This window comes from Trinickia sp. NRRL B-1857 (assembly GCF_050470685.1).
GTDB lineage: Bacteria > Pseudomonadota > Gammaproteobacteria > Burkholderiales > Burkholderiaceae > Trinickia.
Genome location: NZ_JBFLUK010000001.1, coordinates 4,302,024 through 4,327,536, shown reverse-complemented (window position 1 = coordinate 4,327,536; position 25,513 = coordinate 4,302,024). Strand labels below are relative to the sequence as shown.

At 65.2% G+C, this 25,513-nt stretch carries 2 protein-coding genes; both read right to left on the bottom strand.

The features are described from left to right. Positions 1–44 precede the first annotated feature (44 nt). Positions 45–24,263, bottom strand: a complete 24,219-nt coding sequence (locus AB1286_RS19370; protein ID WP_430364782.1) for an SDR family NAD(P)-dependent oxidoreductase — start codon at positions 24,261–24,263, stop codon at positions 45–47. After that, positions 24,244–25,503: a hydroxymethylglutaryl-CoA synthase family protein gene (locus AB1286_RS19365; RefSeq protein ID WP_430364781.1), complete on the bottom strand. Its 1,260-nt coding sequence runs from the start codon at positions 25,501–25,503 to the stop codon at positions 24,244–24,246. The genes AB1286_RS19370 and AB1286_RS19365 overlap by 20 nt, the downstream gene beginning before the upstream one ends. Positions 25,504–25,513: the final 10 nt, after the last annotated feature.

The window sequence follows — 25,513 nt, the reverse complement described above, 5'->3', positions numbered from 1 at the left end:
CATCGTTCGCCGGCCGCCTCTGCGCGGCCGGTGCAACACCGTTGCTAGACCGTCTCGACAACCCGCTTCCATACGCTGCCGCGCGCCCCGCTCGTGCCCGTCGCCGGAGCCTCGACGAGCGATACCGCCTCGTGTCTTTCAGACCGCCGACCGTCCGCGTATCCATCGCCCGACGCTTGCGCGCGGCAATCGACACGATTCAACGTGGGCGGCGTAAGCGGCGTTCTACGTGCGGCCCATTGCTGCGGGTCTTGCCATGCCTGCAAAATTACATGTGCGTTCGTGCCGCCGTCGGCAAAGCAATTGACCGCGACGATCGAGGGCGCATCGCCTCGTTCGCTGAGCGTGCGCGCGAACCGGAACGGCGACGCCGCGAGGTCGTAGTGCGCCATCGGCTCGGTCGCAGACAGGAACGGGACCCGTTGCCGCCGTTGCAGCGTCAACACGCCTTTGATCAAGCTCGCGATCCCCTCGGCGCATAAGGGATGACCGATATTCGGCTTCACCGAGCCAAGCTCGCATGGCACGTCCGCGCCGCTTCGATACACGGCCTCGATCGCCTTCAACTCCAACAGATCGGTCACCAAGGTGCCCGAGCCGTTGACCTCGATATGCTCGACCTGCGTCGGCGCGATACCGCTGCGAGCCAGCGCGCGCTGCATAACCTCTTTCTGCGACGACAAGTTCGGCGCCGCCGGCCCCGCCGTGCGGCCGTCGTTGTTGACGGCGATACCGCGTATGACGGCATGGATCGCGTCGCCGTCGCGCAGCGCTTGGTCGAGCGTCTTGAGCCAGACCATCCCCGCCCCTTCGCCGAGGACGGTGCCGCTCGCCCGCCCATCGAACAGATGAAGCGACGACTCGCGGCTCAAGATCCCGCGTTGCTCGAACATCTGGAATGCGCTGTCGCCGTTGAATAAGCTGACGCCTCCGACCAGCGCCGACTCGATATCGCCGTCGCGCAACGCTTGGATCGCCATATTCATCGCGACGAGCGCCGACGAGCAGGCCGTATCGACCACCACGCTCGGCCCATGCAAATCGAAGAAGCGCGAAATATTCGCCGCCATGTAGTTAGCGCCGACGGCCATGATCGGGTTGTGCGCGCCGCGCAGCGTTTGCGCGTCGGCCACCACCTGGGCACGCGCCCCGAGGTAGACGCCAACCGCGCGGCCCTTGATTTCCTCCATGCGGTAACCGCCTGCATACCAGAGCGCCAGTGCTTGCTCGAGCGCGAGCAGCGCTTGCGGATCCATCGCGCGCGCATCTTCGGCCGAGATCGAAAAGAACGCGCGGTCGTAGTACGTCGCGCGGTCGAGGACGCCGGCAACGTAGTCGCTCGGCGCCCCCCACCGCGCGGGCGGCACACGCCGCAGCGCGGAGCGACCTTGCGCCAACAGGTCCCAGAACGCGGCAATGTCGTCCGCCCCCGGAAACCTGCACGACATGCCGATGACGGCGATGTCGGTCCCTTGCGCCTCGGGCGACTTGTTCGTAGCCACAGGCGCGACATCGACGACGCGCTCCGTCGTCGCAGCGTGCACTGGTTGCGACTTGGGTTGCTTTGCGGTTTGCTCGCCCGGCTGCTCCGCAGGCGCGAACGCGCCCGCGTGCCGCTCGACGAGCCATCGCGCAAACTGCCAGAGCGTCGGATATTCGAACAGGATCGACGGATCCAGCGTCTCGCCTACGCGCTCCGAGACGGGCTTCAGCAGTTGCACGAGCATCACCGAGTCCACGCCGTAATCGGCAAGCGGCGTGCGCGCATCGACCCTCGACGCATCGAGCTTCAGTTCTCGTGCAAGCAACTCGGTGAGCCAACGCAGAACTGTTGCGTCAATGTCTTCATCGTGCTGCGCTGCCCCGTTCGTTTGCGTTTGCGTTTGTGTTTGCGTTTTCGGGGCCTTCTGCCTGTTCCCGCCGAGCGGCACCTGGCGCGTGCGGGGCCGCATGAGGACTGCGCTTTGCCAGCGCTGCGGGTCCACGAGCGCGGGCAGCACTACGGGACTCGGTTTGCGCGCGACGATCGCGTCGAGCATGCGCAATCCGTCCGCGTCCGAATGGCTCAAGAAACCCAGACCTTGATAGACGGCACTGCGGCTTTCGCCCATACCGCTTTCCTTCCAGCTCGGCCACTGGATGCTGACGATCGGCAGCCGTCGTGCGTAGGCCTCGGCCACGTAGTCCATGTAGGCATTGGCCATCGCGTAGTCGCTTTGCCCGACCGCGAGCGCCGGCACCGTCGCGCTAACCGACGAAAACAGCAATACGAAGCGCAGCGGCTCGCGGTCGAGACAGTCGAGCAAGGTATCGAGCCCCGCTACCTTCGGCTCGAGCACGCTCGCCATGGTTTCAACCGTCTTGCGCACGAGGGCCGGCTCTTGCGCATCGACGAGTCCCGCGCAATGAATGACCCCGGCGATCGGACCGAGCTTCGCCGTTGCTTGTTGCAGGTTGCGCGTCAGCTCGATCTCGTGGGAAAGCGTTGCCGCAAGTACCTCTACCTGCGCCCCTTGCGCTTCGAGCGCCAACACCGCGCGAATCTTGCCGCCGATTGCCGACGCCTCGTCCCGCAACGCATCCCATTGCTCCCGCGGCGGCAATGCCTCGCGTCCGCACAGCACCAAACGACGCACGCCATACCGGCTGACGAAGTGCTGCGCGCAGCGATAGCCGATGCCGCGTGTTCCGCCCGTGATCAGTAGCGCGTGATCGGCCGGGAAGTCGGACAGATCGAATCCGGCGCCAAATGCCGGCGAGTCCTCCGACGATAGTTCTTCCAAGACGGCGCGATAACGCCGCTCGTCGCGATAGCACGCTTGGACTTCGTCATGGCTCGCCACGCATTCGGCCAGGATATGGGCCACCACCCCAGCATCCTCGGCGTCGGCCGGCATGTCGACGTGACGCGAGCTCACGTGTCCGTACTCGCTCGACAGCATCCGGTAGAGACCGGCCCGATCCGCGCCGCGCAGATTGACGACATCGTTGCGGTACGACTCGAGCCCGCGCGTGATGCAAAGCGCCAAGCGATTTTCGCGCGGCGCCGAATCGATCCATTCGCGCAGATTCGTCGTCCAGTCGAGGTCGTGCAATACGCCCTGGCCGCAGCCGATCAAATCGATCCAGCCGTCGCAGCCCGCCGCGCCGTCCGGCGCTGCGCCGCCGTCGAGCAAGCGGACCTCGCCGACGGCAAGCTCCGTCGTCAATCGCTGCGCCAATAACCGGGCGAGTGCATGCGTCGACGAATCGAAGAGCACGGCCACGCGAGCCGGCGGCGTTGCTTTGGCAGCCGACATAGCGACTTCCCAGCGCTTGACGAGCATACGTGGCTCGTGCGGTGCGGCGGAGACAGACGCGACACGTTCGGGTAGCGGTTCGAACCAATGACGCTCGCGCGCGAACGGATAAGGGGGCAGGCTAATGCGACGCGGCTGGTTGCCCTCGTACAGCAGCGACCAATCCACGGGCAGTCCCTTCACCCAGAGCGCAAGCACTTTGTCGTGCTTGCCTTTTTCGAGCCAGCTATGCAGCAGCTGCGCCGCATCATCGTCGGAGACGAGGCCCGAGAACGTGTCCCGGCTCGCGACGGCCTCGCCGCGATGGCAATACACCGCACCGTCCTTGCTCTGCGAATAGGCGCGGAGAGCTTGCCGCACCTGCTCCATCGTGTCGGCAGCGAACGCGAGGCGTTGCTCCATGCCTTCGCGTCCGCTTTGCAGCGTGAACGCGACGCGATCGAGCTCGGCATCGCCATATCCATGGCGTTCGATGAAATCGAGCAATTGCTCGGCCCGCTCCTTCAATCGCTGCTCATTCTTTGCGGACAGCACGATCAATGCTGGGCGAGCGCCCGTACGCGATACCGCCTCGGTCCCGCGATACTCCTGCACGATCAAGTGCGCATTGGAGCCGCCCGCGCCGAATGACGAGAGCCCAGCCGTCAGCGGGTACTCACGCTCGATACCGTCGTCGAGCGTCAGTACGGGCCGCTGCCACTGCTGCGTCGAATGTTGCACGACAAACGGCGTCGTGCTGAAGTCGATATGCGGGTTCAACGTATCGCTGTGCAAACTCTTCACGAGCTGGCCATGCTTCATCTGCAACAGCACCTTCGTCAGCCCCGCCATGCCGGCCGCGCTTTCGCAATGCCCCACGTTCGACTTGGCCGAGCCGATCGCACAGTACTGCCGATCTTGCGTAAGTGCGCCGAACGCTTGCGTCAGCCCCGCAACTTCGATGGGATCCCCTAGCGGCGTGCCGGTGCCATGCGCTTCGATATAACTGATCGCACGCGGATGCACGCCCGACTGCCGCAGCGCATCGGCGATGACCTTCGATTGCAGTTGCGGATTGGGGACCGTATAACCGTTTGTCTTGCCCCCGTGGTTGATCGCGCTGGCCTTGATCACGCCGTAGATGTGGTCGCCGTCGGCTTGCGCCTGCGCCAACGACTTCAGCACGACCGCACCCACGCCCTCACCCGGCACATACCCGTCACCGCCTTCGCCGAAACTCGTGCAACGCCCATCGCTCGACGCGAACTGCCCTTGCGAGAGCATCAGATATTTGTTCGGGTGAATCGAGACGTTTACCCCGCCCGCGATCGCCACCTTGCATTGGCCTTGCTTCAAACTCTGGCACGCCAGATGAATCGCCGTGAGCGACGACGAGCAGGCCGTATCGACGGCGAGACTCGGCCCGTGGAAGTTGCCGAAGTACGAGACGCGATTGGCGATCGTCGCGGCGCTACCCGAAAGCGTCGTGCCGACGCCGAGGGCCTGCGCTTGTGCACCGTAAAGCTGGTATTCGAGGTACATCACGCCGACGAACACCCCGACGTCGCCGCCCTCGCCCAACTGCGCTCGCGTATAGCCCGCGTCCTCCAGCGCACCATGCGCGCACTGCAAGAACAACCGCTCCTGCGGATCCATCAGTTGTGCTTCTTTCGGGGAGATGTTGAAGAACAGCGAGTCGAATTCGTCGACCCCGTTCATGAAGCCGCCCCAACGGCTATAGCTTTTCCCCGCCGCGCCCTTGTTCGCATCGAAATCGCGGCGCCAATCCCAGCGTTGCTCGGGAATCTCCGTGATGCAGTCCACGCCGTTCAGCAGGTTGGCCCAGTATTCGTCGACGTTATCGGCTTGCGGATAGCGGCCGCTCAACCCCACGATGGCGATATCGAGCGAAGTGGACTGCGCTTGCACGGGTGGCGCGGGTTGCGCGCTCTGCTGCGCATCGGCCGTCAGGCGACGACGCGCTCGGCGGCCGATGCCGGCGAGCGCCGGCGCGATTGCGCGATGCGCGGCGGCAGCGGATACCGCACGTTCAATGCGCTCCGGCGCAGGCGGCGTCGCCAACAGCGAGGCCAGCTTAGCGCCATGATGCCGCAGGAAGTATTGCGTCAAAGCGGCGATGGTTTGATATTCGAAGAACAACGTCTTCGACAACGGACCGAATACATCTTCCAGATCCTGCGTCAACGTGATCGCGAGGACCGAATCGATTCCGTATTGCTCGAGGGGCGCTTGTGCATCGATTCGCTGCGGCGGCAGCTTCAGGCTATGCGCGAGCAACGTCGCCAAGTAGCGTTGCGCCGGCTCCAGCAGCGAAGGCGCTTGTGCGTCCGCACTCGATGCCGCGGGCGCGGATCGCGTTGAATACGTCGAGTCGCTGACCGACGGCTCAAGGCTCGCTGCCTGCTGCGCTTCGCTCTTCATGCCGTCCGTCACCGCGCTGTCCGCTTCTTGCACATGATCCAGCAGGCGCTCACCCTCGCCGTGCAACACGAGCACATGCGACGCCGTTTGCGCCAGCGCCCGGTGCAACGCGTCGATGCCGGCTTGCGACGGCAATGCATGCATCCCGAGCGTGCGACGCAAGCGACGCTCTACCTCTTCCTCGACACGCATTCCGCCTTCGGCCCACAGCGGCCAGCCGATCGAAACGGTTCGCCCATGCCGGCGCCCCTGCGCCACCAACGTTTCTCGGTAGGCGGCATAAGCATCGAGAAAGCCGTTGGCTGCCGCGTAGTCCGCTTGGCCCACGTTGCCGAGGACGCTCGAAGCCGACGAACACAGCACCATCCAATCGAGCGCGATGTCGCGCGTGGCTTGGTCCAGCGCCACGGTGCCGGACACCTTCGGTTGCAGCACCTGCGCCGCCTGTTCTTGCGTCTTGTGCATCAGCAAGCCGTCGCGCACCAGGCCCGCACTATGGATCACGCCGTGTATCGCGCCGTACCGCGACACGATTTCATTCGCCACGCGCGTCATCGCCGCGAGATCGCCGACATCGGCCTGGCGGTATTGCACCTGTGCGCCGCGTTCGCGCAGCGCAGCCAGGAATCGCTCCTGTTCTTCGCTCGGCACGCCCCGGCCGCTCAAGACGAGCACCGGTTCACGTACCGCTTCCGCTACGGCCTGAGCAAAGACTCGCCCCAGCCCTCCGAGGCCGCCCGTCACCCAGTAGACGCCGCCGTCGCGCCAAGCCAACGGAGCTACGACTGCCGCATCGGCCCCGTACGCTTCGAATGCGCACACCTCACGCCCCGATGCGCCGTCTCGCACGAGCGCCGCCAACGTGTGGGCGCCGGCCTCCTCGCTCAATCGACGTGCCACTTCACGGCCGCCGCTCAATTGCAACACCTGCGCATTCAACCGCGGATACTCTTGCCGCGCGCTACGCAGCAAAGCGCCCAATCCTTGGAACACGACGCCCTCGCCGAGCGCAGGCACGACCAGTTGCACGAGCAACGACCCGCCGGCCGCGCGCGCGATCCACTCTTTCAAGCCCGCCAGCAACTGTTGAGCGTACGCCTCGTAGCGTTGCCCGAGCGAGCCGCTCGCTTGCAGTCGAACCCACTCCACGCCTTCCAATTGCACGCCGGCATCATGCGGTATGTCTAGTTCGCAGAGCACGACGATATGAGCCGCATATCGGCTCGGCGCGACGCTCGCCGTCAATGCCTGCGCGTGCCAACGCGGCTCCAGCAAGAGCGTTCGTACGGCATTCGCCTGCTCTACCGGCCGTGCGCTGACGCCGCCGAAGCGCAGTGCAACGCGCCCTTGCTCGTCGACGATTTCTACGTCCCACCGACGCAACGCTGCGCGATCGCCGGCAGCGCGCCGCACCACCGCGAAACCGTTTTGCGGGATCGGCCGCCATTGCCGCACCGATTCGAGCGCAAACGGCAACGCGAGCCCATCGTCGGCCCATCCCAACGCAATGCTCGATTGCAGCGCGCCATCCAATACGTTCGGCCGCCACTGGTAGCCGTCGGACGATTCCCCTCGCATACCGAGCAGCGTGCCGACGGCGATATCCTCGCCCGAGCGCACGTCGTCCAACACGCGGAAGGTCGGCCCGTAGGCCAGGCCCATCGCATCGAACCGCGCGTAGCATTCTTCCGCGCCAAGCATGCGATCGCATTGCGCCAAGGTTGCAGGGAGATCGATCGACGGCGCCTCGCCCTCGCCGGCGACGACCACGGCCCACCCCTGGCTGAACACCACGGCCTGATCCGCCTGCTCGCTATAGATCTCGTAGCCGATCCGTCCGTCTTGCTCTTCGCCGAGGCCGATAAAGACATCGAGCGGCCCATCGACGACCAACGGCCGAACCCAACTGACCTGCTCCAAGCGCACCGCGAAATCCGCTACGCCGCCTCCCAACGCCAAACTCACGGCGGCGCGTGCCCATTCCAATTGCGCCACGCCGGGCACGACGCGCGCACCTCGCACCACGTGATCGCGCAAATAGAACTCGTCGCCGGTCAATCGCGTACCGTAACGCTGCTCGTTCAGATCCGAACAATTGCGGTGGACCATGGGGTGGAGCTGCATCGGCACCGATGCCGGCACGAACCGCTCTTGCCGCATACCCTCGGGCACCCAGTAGCGCTCACGCGCGAACGGATACGCCGGTAACGAGATCCGCCGCGGCGGATGCTCGCCGAACAGCCGCTCCCAACTCAACGCATAACCTTGGCAATACAGATCGGCGAGCCCGCACAACGCCTCTTGCACCGCGGCACCGTCATGCGCGTGCCTCGCTTCGAGCACGCGCCCGATCAACTCGTCACCGAACGCTTGAAGCGCCTTTTGCGCGACGGATTCTCGGCTTACGACGCCGCGAAACACGTTCGGCCGCGCCTGCTTTTGCTCCCATGCCTGCAACACGCGCAGTGCGTCTTCCCTGTCGTGGGCGACGACGGCGCAACGGTAAGCAAAATGTTGGCGGCCGTTCAGTAGCGTGTGGCTTGCCGCAAAAAGCGTTTGCGCGTCCCAATCGCGAGACTCGAGCGCCGCACGCAAATCCGCGACGCGCTCGCTCAACGCCTCCTCGGTCTTTGCCGACAACACGAGCAGCACCGGCCCGTGCTGTGCCCCGGTCACCGGCGGTTGCGCTTGCTCCACATGGCCGCGCACCACCACGTGTGCATTGGTCCCACTTACGCCGAATGCGCTAACCGCGCCGACGTAGCCCACGCCCTCTCGGGCCGGCCACGGCTTGGCCGCCTTGTTCACGTAGAACGGGGACCGCGACCAGTCGATATGCTCGCTGTCTTGCTCGCAATGCAAGCTCGCTGGAATCGTACGATGGCGCATGGCCTGCAACAGACCGACCACGCTAACCAACCCCGAAGCGGCCAACGTGTGGCCGAGATTGCTTTTGCTCGACGTGAGCGCGCAAAACGCGCGCCGCTGCGTATACGGCGCGAAGGCGTCGGTAAGCGCATTGATCTCGATCGGATCGCCGAGCACGGTCCCGGTGCCGTGCGTCACGACGTAGTCGATCTGGTCGGGATCGATCCCGTGCCGATCGTAGACCGTACGCAGCAGGCGCGTTTGCGCCGCACCGCTCGGCGCCGTGATCCCTTGCGTCTTGCCGTCGTAGTTGATGCCGCTACCGACGATGACGCCGTGAATCGGATCGCCGTCGGCCTGTGCTTGCGAGAGCCGCTTCAATACGATCGCCACGACCGCTTCGCCTGCGACCATGCCGTCGGCGTGCCGGTCGAATGCGCGGCATTGCCCTGTGGGCGAAAGCATGCCCGCTTGGCGCATCGCGTCCAATTGCGACGACGCCAAGAGCAAATTCACGCCGGCCGCGATCGCCGTATCGCACTCGCCCGCTCGGATACTTAGACACGCTTCATGCAGCGCGACGAGCCCCGACGAGCAGGCGGTGTTGATCGCCATCGCCGGGCCGTGCAAGTCGAGCGCATAGGCTAGCCGTGCCGCGAGCACGCCGTCATGGTTGGAGGTCACCCCGCCGCTGCCGCCGACAAGGCTCTCGTATCCGCCGTGTTCGACGCCGACGAACATACCGATCGTGTGCCGCCGCAGATGCGCCTGGCCATAGCCGGCATCTTCGAGCGCGCGCCACGCTTCTTGCAGCAGCAAACGCTGCCGGGGGTCCATCACTTCGGCATCGCGCGGCGCAATTTCAAAGAACAGCGGATCGAACTCGGTCGCGCCCGGTACCTCGCCGAGCCAGTAGCCCGAAAAGTCGCCGGCGCCCGGGCGTCCCTGCGGCCCTTGCGGCGGCAGTGCATGCACGACCGCTTTGCCGTCGCGCAAAATCGACCATAACTCGTCGATCGTCCGCGCCCCGGGAAAACGGCCGCTCATGCCGATCACGGCAATCGGCTCGGCGTTGTCGATGGCGGGCAGCGGCATAGGTATCGACGCAACCGCTTCGGATGCGACCGACGATGCTTGGATCGGCGCGGGCGCAACCGGTAACGCGGCGACCCCGGCGTCCGCACCTGGCGCATAGAAGCGCGTCATCGCTTCGCGATGGTTTTGCAACAAATACGCCGTGAATTGGCCAAGACTCGGATGGCTATAAAAGAGCGTCGGCGGCAGGTCGAGCGCGTAGTGCCGGCTCAATCGGCGCGCGAAGTCGGTCAACGCAATCGAGTCGAAACCGTATTCGACCAGATTCGTCGTGGGCTCGATCGCATCGCGTGGTATCTGCATCAATTGCTGCGTCTGATCCGCCAAATCCCATGCAACGCATTGTTCGACGTCGAGCCCCTTCATCTGCTCGCGCCAGCCCTTACCCGCAACGGCATCTTGCGCCGGGGTCGACGCCCGCACCCCAGCCGCCGCAATACGCGCCAGAAAAGCCGCGATGCGCTCGCGTTGCCCGGCAATCACGAGCGGCTGCGCGCAATCGTGCGCGAGTAGCAATTCGAGCAACGTCAAGCCTTCCTCGGTTTCCAGCATGCGCTGACCGCTCGTTTCCAAATACAGGCGCGTTTGCTGTGCATCGCCCACTTGCATTCCGCCCTCGCGCCACAACGGCCAACCGATGGCGACCCGGCGGCCATGCGCCGCGCCTTGCCCGCTCGTTCGTTGGCGCAAGCGCGCATAGGCCATCTGGAAGCGATTTCCGATCGCATAATCGGCCGAGCCGAAGTCGCCGATCACGGCCGACACCGACGAGAAATAGCAAACGAAATCGAGCGGCCGGTCACGCAAGACGGCATCGAGCACGCGCGTCCCGGCTATCTTCGGCGATAACGTGTCGAAGAAATCCTCGGCGCGCTTTTCCATCAAGCGCGATGAATGAACGATGCCCGCCGCGTGGATCACGCCGTCGATGCGACCGAAACGCACCACCGCTTGGCGATAGACATCGCTCATCGCGGCTTCGTCGGCGACGTCGGCTCGGCAATACATCGCTTCGCCGCCCATTGCGCCGAGCGTATCGATCAGCCGTTCTTTCGCGTCGTCGAATGCCCCGCGTCCCGACAAAACGAGCCGCGCTCGATACTTACGCGCGAGATGTTCGGCCACGAGCCTGCCGAGGCCGCCGGCACCGCCCGTGATCCAATAAACGCCGCCCGGCTTGAATCCGGTGCCGCGCGAAAGCGCTTGCGTCTGAGCAGCAAGCTCGACGTCGATCTGCTCGATGCGGCAAACATGGCGCAAGCCATCGCGGTAAAGCACGCTTTGCTCCGCGGGGCCGGTTAGTTCGGCGCACAGCGTTTCGATCCATTGCGCGAGGTCGCGCACCCCGGCCGTGCGCTCGAGCACCGAGATCACACGCGTGTTCGGGATCGCCAAGCCCAACGAGCGCTCGATGCCGAGCAACGACTCCAGGAAAGCTTGACCGTCGTCGTCGCTGGCACGACCTGCGAGCACGATGCGCTTGCACACGACACCGCTGAGCGGCACGGCCTGCAACCAGCTCAATAGCGGGGCGATATCGTGGCTGCTCGCCGGGACGACCGGCTCCACCAGATACATGAAGGCATCGATGTCGCCCTGCGCCTTGCCGATCGCACGCAATACATCGGCGCACGCCTCGGCGCTTGCATCGGCATCCAGTCGATAGCACATCGCCGGTCCGGTCGAACCGTGACGCTCGCGCTCGCTGCCCTGAATCACGAAGGTCAGCGCGATTTGCGGCGCCCATTGAGCGAACGCGGTCGCGATCGCTTGGCGCTGCGCGTCGCTGGCCACGCGGCACACGAGCGTTCGCAACTTAAGCCCACCACCGGATTGCAGGACCTGCGCTTGCCACGTCTCTTCGAAGCACAGCGGAGCAGCCTGGCGTGGCATTCCAACGTCGGCTTTTGCGGCGACGCCGTTACTTTCGTTCGCTCGGATCGCCACGCGAGGCGTTTTTGCCGCCGCCCAATAGCGTTCGCGTGCAAACGGATACGTCGGCAGGCTCACCCGGCGATACGACTGTCCCGCGAACAGCGCCGGCCAGTCTAGATCCGCGCCGCGCGCATAGAGGTCGGCGAGCGTCGATAGCGATTCGATCCATGCGTCGCGCGCCGTCGCCTCGCGGCACTCGTCGATGCACCGGCTACCGATACGCGCGAGCCCGACCGCCTCCTCCTTCTCGAGCTTGCGCGCACCAGTCTTCACACCGGGCGCATGACCTTGGGCGAGCCAGTCGGACAAGCCCGCGATGACGCTTGATAGATCGGACGCCACGCATACCCATCGATGCTCCATATGACGCCGGCCGGTGAGTAGCGTGAAACTCATTGCACCGATATCGACCGGCTCTTCGTTGCACCACGCATGCAGTTGTTCGAGTTGCTCGCGCAGTTGCGCCGCCGTCCGTGCCGAAACCGCAACCAAATACGCGGGCCGCTGCGGCGATGCAGGCCCCACCTGTGCGGGCGCTTCGCCGATCACCGCATGCGCGTTGGTGCCGCTGAACCCGAACGAGCTGACTGCCGCCAAACGCGAATGTCCCGGCGGAACGTCCCACGAACGCAGCGTCGTATTCACGAAGAACGGGCTGCGCGCGAAGTCGATCTGCGGATTGCCCTCGTGAAAATGCAGCGACGGCGGGATCTGCCGATGACGCAGCGAGAGCAGCACCTTCATCACGCCCGCGATACCGGCAGCCGCCGCGGGATGGCCGAGGTTGCTCTTGATCGTGCCGAGCGCACATCGCTCGCGCCGCTCGGTGCCCGAGGCGAAGGCGTCCGCCAGTGCGCGCAATTCGATCGGATCGCCGAGGACCGTCCCCGTTCCATGGGCCTCCATCATCTGGATATCGGCCGGATCGATGCCGAAGCGTCGATAGACGTCGCGCTCCAAGCGCGCCTGCGAGAGCGCGCTAGGCGCCGTGATGCCATTGGTCGCGCCGTCTTGATTCGTACCGGACGCGTGAATCACCGCATGGATGTGGTCGCCGTCGGCTTGCGCGCGCGAGAGCCGCTTTAGTATTAGCGCCCCCACGCCCTCGCTCGGCACGAAGCCGTCGGCCTTGGCGTCGAACGTATGGCAACGTCCCGTCGGCGACAGCATGCCGGCGCGCTCCGACTGCACGTAAAACGCCTCGGTGCTGTGCACGAACACGCCACCCGTCACCGCGAGGTCGGCCTCGCCCGCGCGTAGGCTCTCGCAGGCAAGATGCAGCGCGACGAGCGAACTCGAGCAGGCCGTGTCGACGGCTACTGCCGCACCTTGCAAATTCAAGAAGTAGGCGATCCGGGCCGGAATCACCGAAGCGGCGTTGCCCCAGAACGCTTGTGCCGGGACGTCGTCGTCGAGCAACCGAATGTAGTCGCCGCTCGTACAACCGACATACACCCCGCAACGATGCCCGTCCAACGCCTTGCCCGCATAGCCGGCATCCTCGAGCGCATGCCAAGCCTCTTCGAGGAACAACCGCTGCTGCGGGTCCATCGCGCGCGCTTCCGCGCCGGAAATGCTGAAGAACAGCGGGTCGAACGCGTCAGGGTCGCGAAGGAAGCCGCCATGACGGCAGTACGGCCGGTCGAGCCGCTCATAGTGCGCGGACAGATCCCAGCGCGTCACCTCCTCGATCAAGTCTTCGCCGGCGGCCAAAGCGGCCCACAGCTCGCGCAGGCTGCCGGCCCGGGCGAACCGACCGCTCATGCCGATCACCGCGATCGGCTCATATGTTCGTCCGGCGTTTGGGGTGGCGTTTGGGGCGGCGTTTGGGGTGGGGTTCGATGACACGCCGCTCGAATTGGGTGCAATGCGATCGTCTTGGCGCTCGCCGGTTATCGTGACGGGCTCCGAAGGAGTCGACGGAAACGATAAGGCAGGCGTATCCGTCGCCGCATTGGAGGCCGCCGGCGGCGTCGCAACTTCGACGATGCGTTGCGACGGCGCTTCCGGCACGCGTAGCTGCTCGCCATGCACCGTCGCTACGTGGGCGCTCAATTGTTCGATCGTCACGTAGTCGAACAGCACGGTCGTCGGCAGCGTGAGGCCGAGCTGCGCGTTGATCGTATTGACCAACGCAACGCCCGTGATCGAATCGACGCCGTAGTTCGAAAACGCTTCGTCATCGCTCAACTTCGCTTCGCTGAGCTTGAGCGCCTGGGCGATACTCGCCCGCACCGCCGATCGCACCATGAGCTGTCGCGATTCGACGGACATCACGGCCGGGGCCGCAGGCGCGGCGCTCGTTTGACGCGACGCCGATACGGGTGCCGCGAGGCTTTCCGAACGTGACGGTGCCGCGTTCGTCGCGACCGTTTTCGGCGCGGCGGATTGGGTGTGCTCGTCCTGCACGCGAATCACGCCGTCGCTGCGCGCAATTACGATCTGTTGACCGAGGTCATGTCCGTGGCGCGCCGGCGAATAGACGGGGGCAAAGCCTTCCTGCGTGAGTACGGTCTCCCAACCGCGTGGGCTCAGCGCCGGTGTACCCGGGATCCGCAACGCTTCGTCCTCGGCCAGCCACCATCCGTCGAGCAGCCCGAACGTCACATGCGTAAACAAGCTCGCCTTCGATACCTCGTTCAGCGCGAGCAGTCCGTTTTGCTTGAGCAGCGCCTTGACATGGCGCAGCGTGCGGCGAATGTCGCGCGTCGCATGCAAAACGTTGGCCGCCACCACGACGTCGTACTCGCCCATCGCGAAGCCTTGCGACTGCGGCGCACTTTCGATATCGAGCCGCATGGTGCGCAGGTAAGGCGCCTTCGACGCAAAGGCCTTCTCGCCGTGCAGCAAGAATGCGGGCGAGACATCGGTATAGCCGTATTGCGCGATGTTTCGCGCGTACGGTGCCAACACATCGAACAAGCGCGCGCTCGTGCCGCCCGTGCCCGCTCCGATCTCCAGGATCCGCAGCTTCGCGCCCGGCTCCTGCGCAATGCGCGCGCCGACATACGCCTCAAGGCTTTCCGCGAGGACTGCGTTGAAATAGTCCGACACCGGATTGTTGCGGTAGATCGGCTCCACGAGGCTCAATTGCCCCTGCGGGAATAGCACTTCCGTTGCCTTGAGCTGGCCGCCCAACACCGCAGGCAGCACCTGCAAAGCCGCCTCCGTGATCCGCACCTGCGCACCCAGCGTGGCATCGCCTCGCATACGATCGCAGTAGCTGCGCCACTCGCTTAGCAGCGCATCGCGGCCCGGCATACGGTCGCTCAAGCGAATACCTTGCTCGGCTAATAGACGCTGCGACGCTTGACGCCAGCGGCGATACCCGTCGCTCAAGCCGTCGTCGGACTGGAGCCAGCCTTCGGCCGCCAAATGCGCCCAGAGCGCGTGCGCGAGATGGCGATCGAGTTCCGCCAATGCCTGCAACGCGCCGGCCGGCAACGCCACCGCCGAGGTCGCGGGAATCTGGCCGACCGGCGCGCGTGATGCCGCATCGATCGTCTCGTGCGCGGACACCCCGAGCGCGGCCTGTGCACCTTGGCGATGCGTCGTGCTCAAGAACGCCGCTTGCATGACCGGGCCCGTAAGCAGCCGCTCAAGCGCACCGATGCCACGCGCGGGGTCGATCACGTCGAAACCCGATTGCGCCATCAATTGATCGAATAGTGCCGCGCCGTCGCCGCTGAGGCCCCAGTAGCCCCAGTGCATGACCTTGATCGGATAGGGGCGGCGCCGGCGCAACTCGTGCGCGAACGCGTCGGTATAACAGCAGCCGGCCGCGTAGTGTCCAAGACGCGGCGTCTTCGTAAAGCTCTGCGCCGATGAAAAAAACACTTGGAAGTCGAGCGCATCGCCGCCGAAGACGGCATCCAAATTCGTACTGGCCGCCGCCTTGGCCGACACGACGAGTTCGAACGTCGCCTCGTCCATGGCGGCGAGGCTCGTTTCGGTCAGCACGACGGCCGAATGCACGATCCCATGCACGGCGCCCAATTGCCGATGAATCTGCGCACGGGCGCGCGCCAACGCCTCGAGATCGGTCGCGTCGGCTTGCACATAGAGCGGCGCCGGACCCAGCGCGCCAAGACGCTCGCACTGCCGCGAGATCGTCGCGTCCTGCGCCCGGCGTCCGAGCCAGACCACTTGCGCGCGATAACGCCGAATCAGATGTTCGCTGAGCGCGATGCCGATCGCCCCGGCTCCGCCGAGCACAACGTAGACCCCGCCCTCGCGGAACGCCGGCTTCGCCGAGTCGTCGTGGCCGAACTCGCAGCGCGCAAGGCGCTGCCGATACCATATGCCGTCGCGCCACACGCGCGCATCGCCGCGCGGATCGGCCTCGAGGTCGTGCCACGCGAGCGGCGCGAGGTCCTGGCCGTGCGGCAAGTCGAGCAGACGCACTTGCCACTTCGGGTAGGACTTGGCCAACGAGCCGATCAGGCCATGCACGCCCGCATGTTCGGGGTCGGCCGCTTCCTGCGGCCAAACGGCCTGCGCCTGGCGCGTTACGACCGTGAACGCGAACGGACGCGCACCGTATTCGAGCGCGACGAGCGCTTGAATGAGCCTGAGCCCAGCTCTCGCCGCTTGGCCGATGCCCACCGGTACCTGCCAGACCAAATGATCGAACTCGCCTTCGCGCTTCAAGCGCTCGATCAGTGCATCACGGTCGAGCCGCGCCGCCTCTTCGCCGATCCATGCCATACGCGCGGACAGCGCGTCCCGCGCCGCGACCGGCGCTGTAACGGCCTCCCATACGGGCGCCAGCATCAAATCCCCCGCATGCGAGGCCGCGCTCGTCTCCACCGCGGGCTTAGTCGCGTCGCCCAATGTGAGCGGCCCGCTCAACGGCCGCGTACTGAAGCCCGTGACACGCAATGCGACACGTCCGCTGACGTCGACGATATCGACGTCGATCTTTCGGACGGCAGCGCTATCGTCAGCCGCCCAACGCACGATCGAAAAGCCGGTATCCGGCATCGGCGCCCATTGCTCGATCGCCTGCATCGCGAACGGCAACTCGAGTCCGCCGTCGCGCGCGATAAGCCCGAGCCCCGCCTGCAATGCGCCATCGAGCATGCTCGGCGGCCATTGATAGCCTTGCACCGGCGCCGAGTCGGGCCGTTGCAACGTCGCGACGACCAGATCGGGCGCCGCGGCGAGTTCGGTCATCACGCGAAACGTCGGCCCATAGATTAGACCCACGCGCTCGAAATGCGCGTAGCGCTGCGCGGCGTCGATCGTCTCGGTGCAACGCGTCCGCAACGCCTGCACATCGATCCGTTCAGGCTCGGCGCGTCCCGTCTCGGCAATCGCCACCGCCCAGCCTTGGCTATAGACCTGCCGCGCATCGCCCGCGCCGCGATAGATCTCATAGCGGATGCGGTTATGTCCGTCGGGCGTCAGTTCGATATGCACGTCGAGCCTATCGTCGACGACCATCGGCCGAATCCAGCTCACCTGCTCCAAGCGGATCGCGCCGGCATGCCCCAAGGCGTCACTCGTCGCCGCGCGCGCCCATTCCAATTGCGCGACGCCCGGCACGACGCGGCGAGCGCTGACCACGTGATCGCGCAAGTAGAACGCATCGCTATCCAAGCGCGAGCTGTAGTGCTGACGGCCCAGCGTCGAGGTGTTCGTATGGACGAGCGGATGCAGCCTCTCGCTCGCAACCGGTTGAGCAGGCACGGCTGCCTTGGCGCCGATCGCATCGGCCAAGGTCGGCTGCACCCAATACCTTTCGCGCGCAAACGGGTACGTCGGCAGCGAAAAACGCTTCGGGCGCATCGCGCCATAGAGCGGTGCCCAGTCGAGCGGGACACCCTTCACCCACAACTGACCCAACTTGCGAAGTTTGCGGTTGCGCACGAGACTCGACAGCAATGCGTCGAACTCCTCCTCCCCTTCGAACAAGGACGCGGCCTCCGTCGTCCGCTTGACCTCGCCGCGCATCACGCGCGCCGTCGTTGCGTCCCGCACGAAGGCGTCGAGCGTATCGAGCACCTGCTCGCGAGAGTGGCCGACGAACGCGAGCCGCTGCTCGAAGGCCGCGCGCCCCGTTTGCAACGTATAGGCCAATGCGGGGAGATCGATATCGGCGATACGGGCGACGGCATCGCGAAGGTTCGACGCCGCCGACTGCAACTGATCGAGGCTCTTAGCGGACAGCACGATCAGCGCGGGTTCGAGCGACGGCACGCGTTGGGCGGCAGCGCGAGGCCGATATTCTTCGATCACGAGGTGTGCGTTGGTCCCGCTGATGCCGAACGAGCTCACCGCGGCACGGCGCGGTTTCCCATGACTCGCAGGCCATGGTTGCAGTGAAGCACTGACGAAAAACGGCGAGCGCTCGAAATCGAAATGTTCGTTGGGCGTGCGGTAATGCAGCGTCGGCGCAAGCTGCTCGTGCTTCATTTGCAGCAACACCTTTTGCACGCTCGCGACACCGGCGGCCGCCGACGTATGCCCGATGTTGCTCTTGACGGACCCCAGCGCGCAGTAATTGCGCTTGCCGGTCTTTTCTTGGAACACGGTGGCCAGCGCATTCAATTCGATCGGATCGCCGAGCTTGGTGCCCGTGCCGTGCAGCTCCACATAGCCGATGCTCTCGGGATCGATCGAATGGCGCGCATAGACCTCGCGCTCGAGCGCGATCTGACTGCCTAGATTCGGCGCAGTGATGCCGTTGGTCTTGCCGTCTTGATTGATACCCGAGCCGACGATGACGCCGTAGATCTGATCGCCGTCGCGCTCGGCGTCGGCTAAGCGCTTGAGCACGAGCGCGCCCACGCCCTCGCCCGGGACGAACCCATCGGCGTCGTTATCGAGCGTATGGCATCTGCCGCGCGGCGACAGCATGCCGGCGTTGCACATGCTGACGTACATTTGCGCCGACAGATAGAGCGTCGTGCCGCCCACGAGTGCCAGGTCGATTTCCCCGCTACGCAAGGCTTGGCAAGCCAAGTGCGCTGCGACGAGCGACGACGAGCAGGCCGTATCGACGGGCACGGCCGGCCCCTTCAAGTTCAGGAAGTACGCGATGCGAGCGGCGGCGATCGCCGTGCTCGTGCCGGTGATATCGCCCGCGCCTTGACGCTCTTGCACGAGCCAGCCGTACTCGGTCGCGCCCATGATGCCGAGGTAGACGCCGCAGCGCGATTCGCTGAGCCGCTGCGGGTCGTAACCGGCGTCTTCGAACGCTTTATAGCTTTCCTCGAGGAACAGGCGCTGCTGCGGATCCATGAGTTCCGCTTCGGCCGGCGAGATGTTGAAGAACAGCGGATCGAAGCAGTCGATATCGTCGATACTGCCGAGCCATTTGCAATAGACCCTGCCGGGCTTGCGCACGGGATCGAAATACGCGTCCACGTCCCAGCGCGACGAAGGGATCTGCGTCACGCAGTCGCGTCCGGCCGCGAGGTTGTCCCAATACTCGTCCATCGTGCGCGAACCGGCATACCGGCCCGACATGCCGACGATCGCAATCGCAACGGGGCTTTCCGTCTGTGCGGGCGATTGTGCTTCGGGTGTGCGGCGCAGCTCGACCGTCGGGTCCACTGCACGCGTCTCGCGGAGCGCAGGCTCCGCTGCGCGTTCGATCGCGATGTCGACCGGTTCGAAGCCCTTAACCGGCGACAACGGCGCCGGAGCCGGCGCGGATGCGGCCCGGTCGGGCTCCGCTAAGGGAAGGATCTCCACTAGCGCGGGCTCGACGACGCGCGTCGGCGCGGGCTCCATCGTAGAAACATCCTCCCCTGCCTTCGATACGACATCGCCGTCGAAGTCCTGCGCAATGTGCGCAGTCATCTTGCGCAGTGTCGGATGCTGGTAGACGAGCGTTGCGTTCAAAGCCAAACCGAAGCGGCGATTGATGTCGCGCATCCACTCGACACCGATGATCGAGTCGAGGCCGAGTTCGGCGAAGGGCCGGTCCGGATCGATATCGCCGACGTCGAGATAAAGCGCATCGGCAAGACTTGCCATCAAGGTCTGTTCGAGCTCGGCCAGGTCCGGTCCGGCGCGATTGGGCGAGACCGAACCGACGACCGGTGCGTGCACAACCTCGGGCACCGGCACGCGCGGCTGCACCGGTTCTTGTTGCTCAGCGTGTGCGGGCGACGCGTCGATCCTATCGACCGGCGATTTCGGGTCTTCCTGTGTCGCCGCGTGTACGCGCGCGTCGAGCGAGCGCAGTTGCACGCCCTTCGGTTTTGCCACACCTGAAACCGGTGCGCTCGCACGGCTGGCGATCTCGATCGGTTCGGCCAGCGATGAAGGCTGTTTCTTTTGCGATTGCGACTGATGCTGATCCATGGCACCGCTCCGGTTGGCCGGGTCTTGCGTCACCCAATAACGATGACGCGCAAACGGATAAGTCGGCAGACAAAGTCGCCGCGGCAAAGGCAATTCATAAAGACGAGACCATTGCACCGAATGTCCTCGTGTCCACAAGTCGGCGAGTGCGTCGCATCGGCCTTGCGCGCGCCATGCGTCGATTGCGGCACGCAAGGCGTCACACGGCTCGCCCTCGGCCGTGTAGAGGGCGGGCAGATCGTCGTTGCGTTGACGTTCGCCGTACCAGCCATCGAGCGCATCGCGCCCGTGCTCGGCAAAGCGCGCGAGCTTGTCGGCCAATGAGGGCAACGACGGGGCCGTGAAGACGGCACGCACATCCATTGCGTCGCGCCCCACCTGAAGCGTGTAGGCGATGCCCTCCAAATCGGCCTCGGCGAAGTCCTCGCTCTCGATCGCCTGTGCAAGCCGCCGCGCGTATGCCCGCAAGCGCTCCTCATTGCGGGCCGACAGTGGCACCAGCACAGGCCAGCGCGAACTCGACGATGTCGCCAAGGCGGACGCCGGATGCGGTGCCGGATATCCTTCGAGCACGACATGTGCATTCGTCCCGCTAAACCCGAAGCTGCTGACGCCCGCGATCTTGTTTCCGCTCGGCCAGGACTGCGCCTCGCTCGCGACGCGCACGGGCAGACTCGCCCAATTGCAGCGCGGGTTGAGTTCGCTCAAATGCAAATGCCGGGGAATGCGCTCGTGCTGCATCGAGAGCACGACCTTGATGACGCCGGCCACGCCCGCCGCGGCTTCGAGATGGCCGACGTTCGTCTTGACCGACCCGAGCAGCAATGGGCGCTCGGCCGTACGACCGCCGCCGAGCGCCGCCGCCGCGGCTTGAACCTCGATGGGATCGCCCAAGCTCGTGCCTGTGCCGTGCGCTTCTAGGTAGGCCACCTCGAATGGCGCGATTCGCGCATCGTGCAGCGCCGCTTCGATCACGGACTGCTGGGCGCCTTGATTGGGTACCGTGAGCCCAGCGCTCGCGCCGTCGTGATTGATCGCACTGCCTCGGATTACGGCGCAGATCGGGTCGCCCGCGCGCTGCGCATCGGCAAGCCGCTTGAGCACGAGCACACCGCAACCCTCGGCGCGCACATAGCCGTTGGCGGACGCATCGAACGTCTTGCAGCGGGCATCGGGCGAGAGCATGCCCGCCGCCTCGAACGCCTCGAACCCCGACGCATCGAGCAATAGATTGACACCCGCCGCCACGGCGACGTCGCATTTGCCGTTTCGAAGGCTCTCGGTGGCCAAATGAATCGCGACGAGCGACGAGCTGCACGCGGTATCGACAGCCAACGCCGGGCCGTGCCAATCGAAGAAATAGGCGATCCGCCCCGCCGCGACGGACGCCGCGTTGCCCGTCGAAAAGCGCGGCGTGCGTTCGTGACCGGCATGCCGCTCGCGCAACAGCACTTCGTAGTCGTGATGCATCATGCCGACGAACACACCGGTGTTCGATCCGGCCAACGTGCCGGCCGCGATGCCGCCGCGCTCAAGCGCCTCCCACACCGCTTCGAGCAGCAGGCGTTGCTGCGGATCGATCAGTTGGGCCTCTTTCGGCGAGATCCGGAAGAACATCGCATCGAACTCGTCGATGCGCGATAGGAAGCCGCCGCGTCGGACAACTTCGTCGTTAGCACCGGACGCCTGCCGCGCGAGCGCGCGTTCGCCGATTGCGTCGACACCTCGTTCCAATAACGACCAGAATTGTTCGGGCGTATCGGCGCCGCCGGGGAAGCGGCAACTCATACCCACGATTGCGATGCCCTCCGCGTCGCGTTGCGCCGCGGCACTCGCGTCGATCCGCGGCGCGTGCACGGTCGCGACTGCGCTTGGCCGGCTCTCGTGCGTCTGCGCGCCGGCGCGCCGAGTCCGCATCGCATCGACGTCCTGCCGCATTAACGCGTCGATCGCCGACGCCGGCGTCCCATGCCGAAAGAAGAACGTCGCATCCAGCGTCTTGCCGACGCGTGCGCCGAGCCGGCGACGCAAATCCGTCAGCTCGAACGACGTCAATCCCATCGACATCAACGGAACGAGCGGGCCGTATGCGTCGATGCGCCGATCACCAAGAATGCCCTCGATCGTTTCGCGAACGGCTTTCGCGAGGTCAAGGTCGACGTTCGCCGTCACCGGCTGCGCGTCCGGCCGGCCGGCCGGCTTCGCGCTTTGCGTTCGGAAAGGCGGGTATTCGACCAACACGCCGGCACCGCCGCTTTCCGCGTCGTCGGGCCTAAAGCCCGGCACGACCTGGCGCACGCGCGCCCCATGCGCTTCGTGGAAGCGCAGCATCGGATCGAGCACCGCACCCGTCTCGTCGCGTCGGCGAATGTACGTGTCGATCGATTCGCCGCCCGCCGCGGCCTGCGCGTAGCCGTAACATCGCGTGATGCCGACGACGCTTTCGATACCGTCACGGCAAGCGAAGTACGTCAACGCGAACTCGATGAGTTCATCGGCCAGTCCCTGCCCTTGGCATTGCGGATCGACGCAAATGCCGAGCAGATGCGCGACCGGGCCGTGCGGATCGTGAAGTTCCGCGAAACGGGCTGCGGGCGTATCGAGCGGACGATGCTCGCCGACCCGTTGCGAATAGAGCGCGGCGACCACGCGCTCATCCCGCTCCAGGACGAACTGCGTGCTTCTCGATTCGCGCACGCGGCGAAGCAGCTCGTGCACCGGCGCCGCCAATTTATCGGTCCATGACGCGATATCCAATTCGCGCAGCACGGGCAGATCCGACTCGAACGGATGACGAATTCGAAAGTCGCGGGCCACGAATCGGTTCACCGTGACGAGAGCCGCTGGCCCACCGGTCGGGAAACGCCGTGACGAACTGCGCACGGGCATGAGTCCCGCTTCGGCGGCGGCCATCAAAAACGCGGGCGCATCGAACCGGCGCCGGCCAAGCAAGCCATGGAGCGCATCCAATGCACAGGCCGCAAGGGCGCCGCTCGGCGATGTCGCTACGGCGTGCGTCTCGATTGCGATAAGTCCATGCGCGTCCACGGCGTCGCGCCAGCGGCCGAAGTGCGCGACCAATGCGTGCGTCTCGATGCCCGCATCGGCGAGTTGCGCGACGTTTTCGCCCGCGCCGGCGGGCGCCGACATGTCACGATCGTGGTAAGCAAACGGTGCCACATAGAGCGCATTTTCGACAGCGCTCACGCCCCGCTCCGCAAGCGCCGCTTGCAGGTCTCGCGGATCGTCGAACCGACCCGCCAACAGAATATGCGGCACGTCCGCAAGCACGAGGCGCGCGGCCTCGAGCATCGGCTCGTCGTCGCCTACGCCGATCATGCAAACCGGCTGAGTCGACAAAGCCGATCCACGCCGCGTCTCTTCGCGAATCGCTTCGTATGCACGTTTGAGGAACATGCCGTCGCCACAGCGCAGATCGACGACCCAATTCGGTTGCGCGGACAAAGGTGCCGCATCGAACCGTTCGACGACAAGCTCGACGGCCGCGGCAAGTTGCTCGCGATAAGCGTTCTCGCCGCCTGCAACGTTCAACACCCGCTCGAGCAGCACCTCGTGCCCGGGTGGATTCGGCGCAAGGGCAGGCGCCTCCGGATCGAACAGCACCGCATCGATGCTACGCAGTGCGGGCTCGTAGGCAAGCAGCGCATCGAGCCCGGACATGGCATCGAATAGCTGGCGGCCGGCATCGAGCCCTTCGAATCCGGTTTGCTCGTCACCGGCCCACCGTCGCGCTTCGAAATAGCGGCGCAACTGCGCAAGCGCGGCGTCCGACACGCCGACGTCTCCGTCTTTCAGCACTCGCTCGCCGCCCAAACGCCGAACCTCCGCGAACAGCGGCGCGAGAACGGCTGCGCTCACCAGCGCGCTTCCCCTAGACTCGGCGTCCTCTGCGAGCGTCAACAGACGGGCCAACGTCGAGCCGTCCGGCTGCGCCAGGACATCCGCTATCGAGCCCGACAACAGCGCGCCGGCCGGCTCCAACAACGGTATGCATTGACCGCCGATCGAAGAGAGCCGATAACGGCCCTCGGCGTCCGACTCGAGGCACCCGAGATCGGTCATGAGCTTGAGTGCGACGCGCAAAGCTTGGTCCCGCGCACCGGTTGCGGCGATCAATTGCTCGGCGCTAGGCGCGGCCGTTCCGGAAAACGCTTGAAACACGCCGTGCCGCCGGCACGCATTCATCACCGGAATCGCAACGAAGCCGGCCACCATGCCATTGACGAACGCGAGCACGTCCCCTCCCCGCTCCGGTTGGATATTCATCGACGAACGATCGCCCACCTCGTCAGATCCACTCGTATTCACGGTGGAATTCCTTGATTTCACGTAGGACGAGCTGAGCGCGGCCGGGCTCCGAACGTAGGGCGCCCGGGACGATGTCGTCGCGCACCGAAACGTTGCGCGTGCCGAATTTCAATTGCGAGTTGTTGCGAAGAAGATGCTCGTATTCGGGCATCGACAACAGGTAACGGCGGTCGAGATGCGCGCCGATGTCGAGCTTGCGCAGATCCGCTCGCCCCTGCGCACGCACGATGCCGCTGTAGAACTCCGAACAGCACCCCGAGCCATAGGAGAAGCAGCCAATGCGCGCGGGCGAGGCGAACTCCCCGTTCGCGATCGTGCTCGCGATCGACATCAGCAACGTGGCGCCCATGATGTTGCCCACGCGCTGGCAGTAGACGAGTCCCGGCATCACGCGCCGCTCGAAGTCCTGCTCGATGTCTGCCGGCGCGGCGCGCGCATGCTTGCGCATCATCGTGCGGTGCGCGCCTTTGACCATCCCCCCGAACGGCGTGTGAAACGCAAGGTATTTGAACGAGCCGACATAATCGACGTCGCCGACGCGCTTCTGATATTCGAGGAATGCGTTCTCGCAGCAATCCAAATACGAGAGCAGCGATAAGTCGGCATCGCCCGCCTCGACATCGGGCGCGGGCCGGCACGTATCCATCACTTCGTAGCCGTAGTAGCCGTTTGCACCCACGTCGATATCGAGGATCCGCGGCTCTTCGCCGACGAGCAGCGCCACCGCGCCCGCTCCGCCGCTCGGTTCGGCGAACGACCAATCCTGCGTCAACGCATCGCCGCCCTCCACCACCATATAGCGCGAAATGTCGGTGGCGATCACGAGCACTTTCGCGCCCGGCGACACCTGCGCGAGCACGAAGTTGATCGCCATCTGCAACCCCACCGTTCCCGAGTAGCAGGCCTGTTTGATTTCAAACAAGCGGCAATTGCGGTTCAACCCGAGGTAGTGATGGATGTAGGTGCTCATGGATTTGCCGAAGTCGATGCCCGATTCCGAGCACGTGATGACCATCTCGATCCGATCGCGGGCCTCCTGCGAAAGCGCATCGACCAACGGCTTGGCCGCGTTGGCCGCGAACGTGACCGGGTCTTCGTGCGGCAAGGCGACCGTCTTCTCCTTCATGAGGAGGTTGTTGAAGCGCGCCGTATCGAGGCGCCTGTGCGCCGCGAGTTGCGCCACGTCGAGGCTGGCCGTGCCGCCAAATACGTTCATCGCTTCGATTCCAACGGCTGTCATCGGTCCTCTC